This is a genomic window from Streptomyces sp. NPDC044061, from assembly GCF_056434305.1.
In genome coordinates this window covers 148,854-161,315 of sequence record NZ_JBWKFL010000015.1, presented here as the reverse complement: position 1 = coordinate 161,315, position 12,462 = coordinate 148,854, and the positions used below count along the sequence as shown (strand labels likewise).

Sequence of the window (12,462 nt, the reverse complement as noted above, 5' to 3'; positions counted from 1 at the left end):
GGTATCAGACCGCCCTCATCAGCAGGGTCGCGGCGACCAGGAGTGCCGCACCGCCGAACATCGAGACCGCGTAGGAGCGGGCGAACCCGTTCTGGACCCGGCGCAGCCGCCCGGACAGGCCGCCGAACCCGGCCGCCGTGCCGTTGACGACGCCGTCGACCAGGGTGTGGTCGACGTACACCAGGGAGCGCGTGAGGTGCTCGCCGCCGCGCACCAGGACGACGTGGTTGAAGTCGTCCTGGAGCAGGTCGCGCCGCGCTGCCCGGGTGAGGAGCGAGCCGCGCGGGGCGACGACCGGGACGGGCTTGCGGCCGTACTGGGCCCAGGCGATGGCGACACCGACGACCAGGCACACGATGGTCGCGCCGGTGACCTCCGCGGCACTGACCGGCGAGTTGCCCTCGCTGTAGCCGGTGACCGGCTCCAGCCAGTGCAGGAAGCGGTCGCCGAGGTGGAAGAAGAAACCGCCGAAGACCGAGCCGACGGCCAGCAGGATCATGGGGATCGTCATGACCTTGGGCGACTCGTGCGGGTGCGGCTCGGCGTGCTCGCCGCGGTGCTCGGCCGCGGGTTCCGCGCTCGGCACCTCCGGGGAGCGAGTGGGTTGGTTCTTCCAACGCTCCTCTCCGAAGAACGTCATCAGCATCACGCGCGTCATGTAGAAGGCGGTGATGGCCGCGCCCAGCAGGGCCACGCCGCCGAGGATCCAGCCCTGCGTACCGCCCTTCGCGAAGGCCGCCTCGATGATCGCGTCCTTGGAGTAGAAGCCGGACAGGAACGGGAAGCCGATGATGGCGAGGTAGCCGAGGCCGAACGTGGCGAAGGTGATCGGCATGTACTTGCGCAGGCCGCCGTACCTGCGCATGTCGACCTCGTCGTTCATGCCGTGCATGACGGAACCGGCGCCGAGGAACAGCCCGGCCTTGAAGAAGCCGTGCGTGACCAGGTGCATGATCGCGAAGACGTAGCCGATGGGGCCGAGACCCGCGGCCAGCACCATGTAGCCGATCTGCGACATGGTCGAGCCGGCCAGCGCCTTCTTGATGTCGTCCTTCGCGCAACCGACGATCGCACCGAAGAGGAGCGTGACCGCTCCGACGACGGTGACCACCAGCTGGGCGTCGGGAGCCGCGTTGAAGATGGCACCGGAGCGGACGATCAGGTAGACACCCGCCGTCACCATCGTCGCGGCGTGGATCAGGGCCGACACCGGGGTGGGGCCCTCCATCGCGTCCCCGAGCCAGGACTGCAGCGGCACCTGCGCGGACTTGCCGCAGGCGGCGAGCAGGAGCATCAGGCCGATCGCGGTGAGCCTGCCCTCGCTGGTGTCACCGGTGTGGCTGAGGACGGGGCCGAAGGCGAAGCTGCCGAAGGTGGTGAACATCAGCATGATCGCGATCGACAGGCCCATGTCGCCGACACGGTTGACGAGGAAGGCTTTCTTCGCCGCCGTGGCCGCGCTGGGCTTGTGCTGCCAGAAGCCGATCAGCAGGTAGGAGGCAAGGCCGACGCCCTCCCAGCCGACGTAGAGCAGCAGGTAGTTGTCGGCGAGGACGAGCAGCAGCATCGCCGCGAGGAACAGGTTCAGGTAGCCGAAGAAGCGGCGGCGGCGCTCGTCGTGCTCCATGTACCCGACCGAGTACAGGTGGATGAGTGAGCCGACGCCCGTGATCAGCAGGACGAACGTCATCGACAGCTGGTCGAGGCGGAAGGTGACGTCCGCCTGGAAGCTGCCGACCGAGATCCACGTCCACAGGTGCTGGGTCAGCGTGCGGTGTTCCGCGTTCTTGCCGAGCAGGTCGGCGAAGAGGATCAGGCCGAACACGAAGGAGGCGGCCGACAGGAGCGTGCCGATCCAGTGGCCGACGGCGTCCAGCCGCCGGCCGCCGACCAGGAGGACGGCCGCTCCGAGCAGGGGCGCCGCGATGAGCAGCGCGATCAGGTTCTCCACGATTCTTCCGACCCCTTACAGCTTCATCAGGCTGGCGTCGTCGACCGAGGCCGAGTGGCGGGTACGGAACAGCGACACGATGATCGCGAGGCCCACCACGACCTCCGCGGCGGCGACGACCATCGTGAAGAAGGCGATGATCTGGCCGTCGAGGTTGCCGTGCATCCGGGAGAAGACGACGAACGCGAGGTTGCAGGCGTTGAGCATCAGCTCGATGCACATGAACACGACGATCGCGTTGCGCCTGATCAGCACCCCGGTCGCGCCGATGGTGAACAGCAGGGCCGCGAGATAGAGGTAGTTGACGGGGTTCACTTCGACGCCTCCTCGGGCCGCTTGAACGTCGTCGGCTCGATCGCGGTCCGCTCCAGGCGCTCCTCGGCGCGCTGTTCCAGGGCCCGCAGGTCGTTGAGCGCCTCCGCGGACACGTCACGGATCTGACCGCGCTCGCGCAGCGTCTTGCTGACGGTCAGCTCCGACGGGGTGCCGTCGGGCAGCAGGCCCGCGATGTCCACGGCGTTGTGCCGGGCGTAGACACCGGGGGCGGGCAGCGGCGGAATGTACGTGGCCTCGCGGATGCGCTGCTCGGACAGCTCGCGCTGCGTCATGGCACGTTCGGTGCGCTCGCGGTGGGTGAGCACCATGGCGCCGACGGCGGCCGTGATCAGCAGGGCGCCGGTGATCTCGAAGGCGAAGACGTACTTCGTGAAGATGAGGGACGCGAGGCCCTCCACGTTGCCGTTCGCGTTCGCCTGGCCGGTGCCGGCGAACTCCTTCAGGGAGGCGTTCCCGATGCCCGCGAGCAGCAGGACGCCGAAGCCGACCCCGCACAGAAGGGCCAGCCAGCGCTGGCCCTTGATGGTCTCCTTCAGCGAGTCCGCGGCCGTCACGCCGACGAGCATCACCACGAACAGGAACAGCATCATGATCGCGCCCGTGTAGACGACGATCTGCACGATCCCGAGGAAGTAGGCGCCGTTGGCGAGGTAGAACACGGCCAGGACGATCATGGTGCCGGCGAGACAGAGGGCGCTGTGCACGGCCTTCTTCATGAAGACGGTGCACAGAGCACCGATCACCGCGACGGTGCCGAGGACCCAGAACTGGAAGGCCTCACCGGTGGAGGTGGTGTAGGCGGCGAGTTGCGCGCTCATCGGCCGGTCACCTCTTCCGACGCCGGTTCCTGGTCGCCGAGGGTGGACGCGGCCTCCTGCGGGGCCTCTCCCTTGGACACGGCGACCTGCTGTACGGTCCCCGGCGCCGCCTCTGTCACCAGGCCCCGGTAGTAGTCCTGCTCGTCTGTGCCGGGGAAGATCGCGTGGGGCGTGTCGACCATGCCGTCCTCGAGGCCGGCGAGCAGCTGCTCCTTGGTGTAGATGAGGTTGGCGCGGCTGGAGTCGGCCAGTTCGAACTCGTTGGTCATCGTCAGCGCGCGCGTGGGGCACGCCTCGATGCACAACCCGCACAGGATGCAGCGGGCGTAGTTGATCTGGTAGACGCGGCCGTACCGCTCGCCCGGGGAGTAGCGCTCCTCGTCGGTGTTGTCGGCGCCCTCCACGTAGATGGCGTCGGCGGGGCAGGCCCAGGCGCACAGCTCGCAGCCGACGCACTTCTCCAGGCCGTCCGGATGGCGGTTGAGCTGGTGCCGTCCGTGGAACCGCGGGGCCGTGGTCTTGTGCTGCTCCGGGTACTGCTCGGTCAGCCGCTTCTTGAACATGGCCTTGAAGGTCACGCCGAAGCCGGCCACCGGGTTCTGGAAGCCGGGCTTCGTCTGCCCGGTCTCCTTGGGCTCCTCAGCCATCGGACGCCTCCTTTCCATCCGAAGATCCGTCACTGACAGTGTCCGGCCCACCACTGACAATCAGCTCCCGCTCCTGGCGCGGGCGGCGCCTCGGCACCGGCGGCAGCTCCTGTCCGGGCATCGGCGGCACGGGGAATCCGCCCGCCATCGGGTCGAATCCGGCCGCCTGGGCGGCGGGCGACTCGGCCGTCTTCGCCTTCTCGCGGAACATGTCGGCGACGAAGGAGATCAGCAGCAGCGCGAGGACACCGCCGCCGACGTAGAGGGCGATGTCGGCGAAGTCGTAGTGCTCGTTGCGCAGGACCCGCACGGTGGCGACGAGCATCAGCCAGGTCACCGAGACCGGGATGAGGACCTTCCAGCCGAGCTTCATCAGCTGGTCGTAGCGGACGCGCGGGAGCGTGCCGCGCAGCCAGATGAAGAAGAACAGCAGCAGCTGGACCTTGATGACGAACCAGAGCAGCGGCCACCAGCCGTGGTTCGCGCCCTCCCAGACTGCGCTGATCGGCCACGGGGCACGCCAGCCGCCGAGGAACAGGGTGGTCGACACGGCCGAGACCGTCACCATGTTCACGTACTCGGCGAGCATGAACATCGCGAACTTGATGGACGAGTACTCGGTGTTGAAGCCGCCGACCAGGTCGCCCTCGGACTCCGGCATGTCGAAGGGGGCGCGGTTGGTCTCGCCGACCATCGTGACGATGTAGAGGATGAAAGAGACCGGCAGCAGCAGGATGTACCAGCGGTCTTGCTGCTGTTCGACGATCGTCGACGTCGACATCGACCCCGAGTAGAGGAACACCGAGGCGAACGCGGCGCCCATGGCGATCTCGTAGGAGATCATCTGCGCGCAGGAACGCAGGCCGCCGAGGAGCGGGTAGGTGGATCCGGAACTCCAGCCCGCGAGGACGATGCCGTAGATGCCGACGGAGGCGACCGCGAGGATGTAGAGCATCGCGATCGGCAGGTCGGTGAGCTGCATCGTGGTGCGCGTGCCGAAGATCGAGATCTCGTCGTCGGCCGGCCCGAAGGGGATCACCGCGATCGCCATGAAGGCCGGGATGGCCGCGACGATCGGTGCGAGGACGTAGACCACCTTGTCCGCGCGTTTGACGATGATGTCTTCCTTGAGCATCAGCTTCACGCCGTCGGCGAGCGACTGGAGCATGCCCCAGGGGCCGTGCCGGTTGGGACCGATGCGCAGCTGCATCCAGGCGACGACCTTGCGCTCCCAGACGATGGAGAACAGCACGGTCACCATCAGGAATGCGAAGCAGAACACCGCCTTGACGACGACCAGCCACCAGGGGTCGCGGCCGAACATCGAGAGGTCTTCAGCGGCGAGGTACGGGCTCATGCCTCCACCTCCTTGGGGGCCTCTTCGGCAAGTGCCGCCGGGCCGATGCGGACGAGGGAGCCGGGCGTGGCCCCGGTGTCGGAGGCGACGCCGCCGCCGACGGAGTTCAGCGGGAGCCAGACCACCCGGTCCGGCATCTCGGTGATCTGGAGCGGGAGTTCGGTCGTGCCCTCGGGACCGGTGACGGCGAGGAGGTCGCCGTTCGCGACGCCCGCCTCGGCGGCCGTCGCGGCCGACACGCGCGCGCGAGCGGCGTGCCGGGTACCGGCGAGCGCCTCGTCGCCCTCCTGCAGGACACCGTGGTCGAGCAGCAGCCGGTGGCCGGCGAGTACGGCCTCTCCGGCGGCCGGACGCGGCAGCGCTGCGGCGGACTCCATGGGCTCGGAGGCCCGCGGGCCGTCCCAGGGGCCGAGCCGGTCGATCTCCGCGCGCGCGGTGCGCAGATCGGGCAGGCCCAGGTGGACGTCCATGGCGTCGGCCAGCATCTGCAGCACGCGCCCGTCGGTCGGTGCGAGGCGGCGGGTCATCTGGTCGGGCTTGAGCGCCGCCTCGAAGAAGCGCACCCTGCCCTCCCAGTTGAGGAAGGTCCCGGCCTTCTCGGCGACGGCGGCGACCGGCAGGACGACGTCGGCGTGCTCGGTGACCTCGCTGGGCCGCAGTTCCAGCGACACCAGGAAGCCGACGCTCTCGAACGCCTCACGCGCGCGTGCCGGGTCGGGCAGGTCGGCGACCCCCACGCCCGCGACCACGAGGGCCGACAGTTCGCCGGTGGCGGCGGACTCGATGATCTGTTGGGTGTCACGGCCGTAGCGCAGGGGCAGTTCGGCGAGCCCCCAGGCCGCGGCGACCTCCTCACGCGCGCGCGGATCGGTCGCCGGGCGTCCGCCCGGCAGCAGCGACGGCAGCGCGCCCACCTCGACGGCGCCGCGCTCTCCGGCCCGCCGCGGGATCCACACCAGCCGGGCGCCGGTCGCGGTGGCCGCGCGTACGGCGGCGGTGAGTCCGCCGGCGACCGCGGCGAGCCGCTCTCCTACGACGATCACGGCGCCCTCGGCGCGCAGCGCCTCGGCGGCCAGCGTGCCGGAGTCCTCCAGGCCGACACCGCTCGCGAGGGCGTCCAGCCACTCGGTCTCGGTGCCGGGAGCGGCCGGCAGCAGGGTGCCGCCCGCCTTCTCCAGGCCTCGGGTGGCGTGTGTGGCCAGCGCGAACACCCGCTGCTTGTGCTTGCGCCAGGCCTTGCGCAGCCGCAGGAAGACGCCGGGCGCCTCCTCCTCCGACTCGAACCCGACGAGCAGGACGGCGGGCGCCTTCTCCAGAGAGGTGTACGTGACGCCCGTACCGTCGAGGTCTCGGCCGTGGCCGGCCACCTGGGCCGCCAGGAAGTCGGCCTCCTCGCCGCTGTGCACGCGCGCGCGGAAGTCGATGTCGTTCGTGTCGAGCGCCACGCGCGCGAACTTGCTGTACGCGTAGCCGTCCTCGACGGTCAGACGGCCGCCGATGAGGACCCCGGCCCGGGAACGGGCGGCGGTCAGGCCACGTGCGGCCGCTTCCAGGGCCTCGGGCCAGGAGGCGGGCTCCAGGACACCCTCGGCGTTGCGTACCAGCGGAGTGTCGAGGCGGTCCTTGAGTTGGGCGTACCGGAACGCGAAGCGTCCCTTGTCGCAGATCCACTCCTCGTTGACCTCTGGGTCGTTGGCGGCGAGCCGCCGCATGACCTTGCCGCGCCGGTGGTCGGTGCGGGTGGCACAGCCGCCGGAGCAGTGCTCGCACACCGACGGGGAGGAGACCAGGTCGAAGGGGCGGGAGCGGAACCGGTAGGCCGCCGAGGTGAGGGCGCCGACCGGGCAGATCTGGATGGTGTTCCCGGAGAAGTACGACTCGAAGGGGTCGCCCTCGCCGGTGCCGACCTGCTGGAGCGCGCCCCGCTCGACCAGCTCGATCATCGGGTCGCCCGCGACCTGGTTGGAGAACCGGGTGCAGCGGGCGCACAGCACGCACCGCTCACGGTCGAGCAGTACCTGCGTGGAGATCGGGACGGGCTTCTCGTAGGTCCGCTTGCGGCCCTCGAAGCGGGACTCCGCGTTGCCGTGCGACATGGCCTGGTTCTGCAGCGGGCACTCGCCGCCCTTGTCGCAGACCGGGCAGTCCAGCGGGTGGTTGATGAGCAGCAGCTCCATCACACCGTGCTGGGCCTTCTCGGCCACGGGGGAGGTGAGGTGCGTCTTCACCACCATCCCGTCCGTGCACGTGATCGTGCAGGACGCCATCGGCTTGCGCTGGCCCTCGACCTCGACGATGCACTGGCGGCAGGCGCCGGCCGGGTCCAGGAGGGGGTGGTCGCAGAAGCGGGGGATCTCGATGCCGAGCTGCTCGGCGGCCCGGATGACCAGGGTGCCCTTGGGCACGCTGATCTCGACGCCGTCGATGGTCAGCGTGACGAGGTCTTCCGGCGGGACCGCCGCCTCTCCCCCTCCCGAGGGGGCGCTGGTGGTCACGGTCATGCGTTCACCTCCGGGCGATCCGCCCAGGCCGTCGACTTGGCCGGGTCGAAGGGGCAGCCCCGGCCCGTGATGTGCTGCTCGTACTCCTCGCGGAAGTACTTCAGCGAGGAGAAGATCGGGGATGCGGCGCCGTCACCGAGGGCGCAGAAGGACTTGCCGTTGATGTTGTCGGCGATGTCGTTCAGCTTGTCGAGGTCGGACATGACGCCCTTGCCGGCCTCGATGTCCCGCAGCAGCTGCACCAGCCAGTACGTCCCTTCGCGGCACGGCGTGCACTTGCCGCAGGACTCGTGGGCGTAGAACTCGGTCCAGCGCGTCACCGCCCGCACCACGCAGGTCGTCTCGTCGAAGCACTGCAGGGCCTTCGTGCCGAGCATGGAGCCCGCGGCCCCCACTCCTTCGTAGTCGAGGGGGACGTCGAGGTGCTCGTCGGTGAACATAGGGGTCGAGGAGCCGCCCGGCGTCCAGAACTTCAGGCGGTGGCCGGTCCGCATGCCGCCGCTCATGTCGAGGAGCTGGCGGAGCGTGATGCCGAGCGGCGCCTCGTACTGGCCGGGGCTCGCGACGTGACCGCTGAGCGAGTAGAGCGTGAAGCCGGGCGACTTCTCGCTCCCCATCGACCTGAACCAGTCCTTGCCGTTTTTCAGGATGGCGGGAACCGACGCGATCGACTCGACGTTGTTCACAACAGTCGGACAGGCGTAGAGGCCTTCCACCGCAGGGAAGGGGGGACGGAGCCGCGGTTGACCACGGCGGCCTTCGAGCGAGTCCAGCAGTGCGGTCTCCTCACCGCAGATGTACGCGCCGGCGCCGGCGTGCACGGTGAGTTCGAGGTCGAGTCCGCTGCCCAGGATGTTCTCGCCGAGATAGCCCGCCGCGTGGGCCTCGCGCACGGCCTCGTGCAACCGCCGCAGAACGGGGACGACTTCACCACGCAGATAGATGAAGGCATGCGACGACCTGATGGCATAGCACGCGATCACAATGCCCTCGATGAGGCTGTGCGGGTTCGCGAAGAGGAGCGGGATGTCCTTGCAGGTCCCCGGCTCCGACTCGTCGGCGTTGACAACTAGATAGTGCGGTTTTCCATCACCTTGGGGAATGAACTGCCACTTCATTCCCGTCGGGAATCCCGCGCCGCCGCGCCCGCGCAGTCCGGAGTCCTTGACGTACGCGATCAGTTCGTCCGGTGACATGGCGAGCGCCTTGCGGAGCCCCTCGTACCCCTCGTGCCTCCGGTAGACGTCCAGAGTCCAGGACCGGTCCTCGTCCCAGAAGGCCGACAGCACGGGTGCGAGCAGCTTCTCGGGGCTCGAGTCCTTGAGTTCGGGTGCCACGGTCATCACTCCCCCTCCTCGGCGGTAGGCCCCGCGGGGTGGGCCGGGTCGGAGGCCGATGTCTCCTGCGGCGCGTCATGAGAACTGAGGTGCTCGGCCGGCGACGGCTCGTGCACCCGGTCCTGCGGTTCGTCGTGCGGACCGCCGTCGCGCGGATGGACCACGCGCGCGGGTGCGGCCTCTCCCCTTGCCAGGCGAAGGCCCACCAGCGAAGCGGGTCCCGCACCGCCGCTCTCCTCGACGGCCCCTGGCCGCTCGTCGGGGAAGCCGGCCAGGATCCGCGCGGTCTCCTTGAACGTGCACAGCCGCGCTCCGCGGGTGGGCTGCACGTCACGACCCGCGCGCAGGTCGTCGACCAGGCGCTTGGCACTGCCCGGGGTCTGGTTGTCGAAGAACTCCCAGTTGACCATCACGACCGGCGCGAAGTCGCAGGCCGCGTTGCACTCGATGTGCTCCAGGGTGACCTTGCCGTCGCCGGTGGTCTCGCCGTTGCCGACGCCCAGGTGCTCCTGGAGGGTCTCGAAGATCGCGTCGCCGCCCATCACCGCGCACAGCGTGTTGGTGCACACGCCCACCTGGTAGTCACCGGAGGGCTTGCGCCGGTACATGGTGTAGAAGGTGGCCACGGCGGTGACCTCGGCCGTGGTCAGGCCCAGCATGTCCGCGCAGAACTGCATTCCGGTGCGCGTGACGTGGCCCTCCTCCGACTGGACGAGGTGGAGCAGCGGCAGCAGGGCGGACCGGGAGTCGGGGTAGCGCGCGATCACCTCGCGCGCGTCCGTCTCCAGCCGGGCCCGGACGTCGTCCGGGTACGCGGGTGCGGGCAGTCCGGGCATGCCCAGGCTGACGCCCCGCTCCGAGGAACTGGTGGTCACCGGTCGACGCCTCCCATCACGGGGTCGATGGACGCGACGGCGACGATGACGTCGGCGACCTGGCCGCCCTCGCACATCGCCGCCATGGCCTGCAGGTTGGTGAAGGACGGGTCCCGGAAGTGGACCCGGAAGGGGCGGGTGCCTCCGTCGGAAACGGCGTGCACCCCGAGCTCGCCCTTGGGCGACTCGACGGCCGCGTACGCCTGTCCCGGCGGGACGCGGAAGCCCTCGGTGACCAGCTTGAAGTGGTGGATCAGGGCCTCCATGGAGGTGCCCATGATCTTCTTGATGTGGTCGAGGGAGTTGCCGAGCCCGTCCGGTCCCAGGGCGAGCTGGGCGGGCCAGGCGATCTTCTTGTCGGCGACCATGACCGGGCCGGGCTGGAGCCGGTCCAGGCACTGCTCGACGATCCTGAGCGACTGGTGCATCTCCTCCAGGCGGATCAGGAAGCGGCCGTAGGCGTCGCAGGAGTCCGCGGTCGGGACGTCGAAGTCGTACGTCTCGTAGTCGCAGTAGGGCTGGGTCTTGCGCAGGTCGTGCGGCAGACCGGTGGAGCGCAGGATCGGGCCGGTCGCGCCGAGGGCCATGCAGCCGGCCAGGTCGAGGTAGCCGATGTCCTGCATACGGGCCTTGAAGATGGGGTTCCCGGTGGCGAGCTTGTCGTACTCCGGGAGGTTCTTCTTCATCTTCTTCACGAACTCGCGGATCTGGTCCACCGCGCCGGGCGGCAGGTCCTGGGCGAGTCCGCCGGGCCGGATGTACGCGTGGTTCATGCGCAGGCCCGTGATGAGCTCGTAGATGTCGAGAATCATTTCACGATCACGGAATCCGTAGATCATGATCGTGGTGGCGCCCAGCTCCATGCCGCCGGTGGCGATGCACACCAGGTGGGAGGAGAGCCGGTTCAGCTCCATCAGGAGCACCCGGATGATCTTGGCGCGCTCGGTGATCTGGTCCTCGATGCCGAGGAGCTTCTCGACGGCGAGACAGTAGGCGGTCTCGTTGAAGAAGGACGTCAGGTAGTCCATGCGCGTGACGAAGGTGGTGCCCTGCGTCCACGTGCGGAACTCGAGGTTCTTCTCGATGCCGGTGTGGAGATAGCCGATGCCGCAGCGGGCCTCGGTGACGGTCTCGCCCTCGATCTCCAGGATCAGGCGGAGCACCCCATGGGTGGACGGGTGCTGGGGACCCATGTTGACGACGATGCGCTCGTCGTCGGCGCGGGCCGCGGACTGGACGATCTCGTCCCAGTCGCCACCGGTGACCGTATATACGGTGCCCTCGGTGGTCTCGCGCGCCGACGCGGCGGATGCTGACTGCGTGCTCACGAGTACGACCTCCGCTGGTCCGGAGCCGGGATCTGGGCGCCCTTGTACTCGACGGGGATGCCGCCGAGGGGGTAGTCCTTGCGCTGCGGGTGGCCCTGCCAGTCGTCCGGCATCATGATCCGCGTCAGGGCCGGGTGACCGTCGAAGACGATCCCGAAGAAGTCGTAGGTCTCGCGCTCGTGCCAGTCGTTGGTCGGATAGACGGAGACCAGGGACGGGATGCGGGGGTCGCTGTCGGGGGCGCTGACCTCGAGCCGGACGAGCCGGTTGTGGGTGATCGAGCGCAGGTGGTAGACGGCGTGCAGCTCGCGGCCCTTGTCGTGCGGGTAGTGGACGCCGCTGACGCCGGTACACAGCTCGAAGCGGAGGGCCGGGTCGTCGCGCAGGGTGCGGGCGACGCGGAGCAGATGCTCGCGTTCGATGTGGAAGGTGAGTTCGCCGCGGTCGACGACCGTCTTCTCGATGGCGTTGCCGGGGACGAGTCCCTGTTCCTCCAGCGCGCCCTCCAGCTCGTCGGCGACCTCGTCGAACCAGCCGCCGTAGGGCCGGTTGGCCGGTCCCGGGAGTCGGACCGAGCGGACCAGGCCGCCGTAGCCGGAGGTGTCGCCGCCGTTGTCGGCGCCGAACATGCCGCGCTGGACGCGGATCTCCTCGCCGCCCTGGCCGCGCTGGCCGGGGAGGTTGGAGGCGGCGAGGTCCTTGTCCGGGTTCACCCCGTTCGCGGACCCGTTCACGCCGTTGGTGCCGTTCGCGTCGCTCACCGCAGCAGCCCCTTCATCTCGATCGTGGGCAGGGCCTTGAGCGCCGCCTCCTCCGCCTCGCGGGCCGCTTCCTCGGCGTTCACGCCGAGCTTGGAGGACTGGATCTTCTGGTGGAGCTTGAGGATCGCGTCCATCAGCATCTCGGGCCGGGGCGGGCAGCCGGGCAGATAGATGTCGACCGGGACGATGTGGTCGACGCCCTGGACGATCGCGTAGTTGTTGAACATGCCGCCCGAGGAGGCGCAGACGCCCATGGAGATCACCCACTTGGGGCTGGGCATCTGGTCGTAGACCTGCCTGAGCACCGGCGCCATCTTCTGGCTGACCCGGCCGGCGACGATCATCAGGTCGGCCTGGCGCGGCGAGCCGCGGAAGACCTCCATGCCGAAGCGCGCGAGGTCGTAGCGGCCGGCACCGGTGGTCATCATCTCGATGGCGCAGCAGGCCAGGCCGAAGGTGGCCGGGAAGACGGACGCCTTGCGCACCCAGCCCGCGGCCTGCTCGACGGTGGTCAGCAGGAAGCCGCTCGGCAGCTTTTCTTCGAGTCCCAT

Annotated in this window: 11 protein-coding genes; all 11 read right to left on the bottom strand. The window is 69.2% G+C overall.

The window, feature by feature from the left end:
- Positions 1–4: 4 nt before the first annotated feature.
- Genes nuoL through AC07CM_RS25055 form a run of 11 tightly spaced genes read right to left on the bottom strand, consistent with a single transcriptional unit; the run spans position 5 to position 12,462 of the window.
- The gene (gene nuoL / locus AC07CM_RS25105; RefSeq protein ID WP_478878703.1) at positions 5–1,951 is read right to left on the bottom strand and encodes an NADH-quinone oxidoreductase subunit L; all 1,947 of its coding nucleotides are present in this window, start codon (positions 1,949–1,951) and stop codon (positions 5–7) included.
- Between the two features lie 15 nt (positions 1,952–1,966).
- Positions 1,967–2,266: an NADH-quinone oxidoreductase subunit NuoK gene (gene nuoK, locus AC07CM_RS25100; protein WP_073901863.1), complete on the bottom strand. Its 300-nt coding sequence runs from the start codon at positions 2,264–2,266 to the stop codon at positions 1,967–1,969.
- Positions 2,263–3,105: an NADH-quinone oxidoreductase subunit J gene (locus AC07CM_RS25095; protein WP_478878702.1), complete on the bottom strand. Its 843-nt coding sequence runs from the start codon at positions 3,103–3,105 to the stop codon at positions 2,263–2,265. Before AC07CM_RS25095 ends, nuoK begins: the two co-directional genes overlap by 4 nt.
- Complete coding sequence (gene nuoI / locus AC07CM_RS25090) at positions 3,102–3,752, bottom strand: NADH-quinone oxidoreductase subunit NuoI (RefSeq protein ID WP_478878701.1); 651 nt, start codon at positions 3,750–3,752, stop codon at positions 3,102–3,104. The genes AC07CM_RS25095 and nuoI overlap by 4 nt, the downstream gene beginning before the upstream one ends.
- The gene (gene nuoH, locus AC07CM_RS25085; RefSeq protein ID WP_478878700.1) at positions 3,745–5,109 is read right to left on the bottom strand and encodes an NADH-quinone oxidoreductase subunit NuoH; all 1,365 of its coding nucleotides are present in this window, start codon (positions 5,107–5,109) and stop codon (positions 3,745–3,747) included. The genes nuoI and nuoH overlap by 8 nt, the downstream gene beginning before the upstream one ends.
- Complete coding sequence (locus AC07CM_RS25080) at positions 5,106–7,610, bottom strand: NADH-quinone oxidoreductase subunit G (RefSeq protein WP_478878699.1); 2,505 nt, start codon at positions 7,608–7,610, stop codon at positions 5,106–5,108. The genes nuoH and AC07CM_RS25080 overlap by 4 nt, the downstream gene beginning before the upstream one ends.
- On the bottom strand, positions 7,607–8,956 hold the full coding sequence (gene nuoF, locus AC07CM_RS25075) for an NADH-quinone oxidoreductase subunit NuoF (protein ID WP_478878698.1): 1,350 nt from the start codon (positions 8,954–8,956) through the stop codon (positions 7,607–7,609). Before nuoF ends, AC07CM_RS25080 begins: the two co-directional genes overlap by 4 nt.
- On the bottom strand, positions 8,953–9,822 hold the full coding sequence (gene nuoE, locus AC07CM_RS25070; RefSeq protein WP_478878697.1) for an NADH-quinone oxidoreductase subunit NuoE: 870 nt from the start codon (positions 9,820–9,822) through the stop codon (positions 8,953–8,955). Before nuoE ends, nuoF begins: the two co-directional genes overlap by 4 nt.
- Positions 9,819–11,150: an NADH-quinone oxidoreductase subunit D gene (locus AC07CM_RS25065; RefSeq protein ID WP_478878696.1), complete on the bottom strand. Its 1,332-nt coding sequence runs from the start codon at positions 11,148–11,150 to the stop codon at positions 9,819–9,821. The genes nuoE and AC07CM_RS25065 overlap by 4 nt, the downstream gene beginning before the upstream one ends.
- Entirely contained in the window at positions 11,147–11,911 is a 765-nt protein-coding gene (locus AC07CM_RS25060) for an NADH-quinone oxidoreductase subunit C (protein ID WP_478878695.1), read from the bottom strand. The genes AC07CM_RS25065 and AC07CM_RS25060 overlap by 4 nt, the downstream gene beginning before the upstream one ends.
- Complete coding sequence (locus tag AC07CM_RS25055; RefSeq protein ID WP_030742960.1) at positions 11,908–12,462, bottom strand: NuoB/complex I 20 kDa subunit family protein; 555 nt, start codon at positions 12,460–12,462, stop codon at positions 11,908–11,910. The genes AC07CM_RS25060 and AC07CM_RS25055 overlap by 4 nt, the downstream gene beginning before the upstream one ends.

Excerpts from the sequence above, each read along its gene's own strand:
- AC07CM_RS25095 (WP_478878702.1), bottom strand. The coding sequence starts at position 3,105 with ATGAGCGCGCAACTCGCCGCCTACACCACCTCCACCGGTGAGGCCTTC.
- nuoH (WP_478878700.1), bottom strand. The coding sequence starts at position 5,109 with ATGAGCCCGTACCTCGCCGCTGAAGACCTCTCGATGTTCGGCCGCGAC.
- nuoI (WP_478878701.1), bottom strand. The coding sequence starts at position 3,752 with ATGGCTGAGGAGCCCAAGGAGACCGGGCAGACGAAGCCCGGCTTCCAG.
- AC07CM_RS25055 (WP_030742960.1), bottom strand. The coding sequence starts at position 12,462 with ATGGGACTCGAAGAAAAGCTGCCGAGCGGCTTCCTGCTGACCACCGTC.
- AC07CM_RS25080 (WP_478878699.1), bottom strand. The coding sequence starts at position 7,610 with ATGACCGTGACCACCAGCGCCCCCTCGGGAGGGGGAGAGGCGGCGGTC.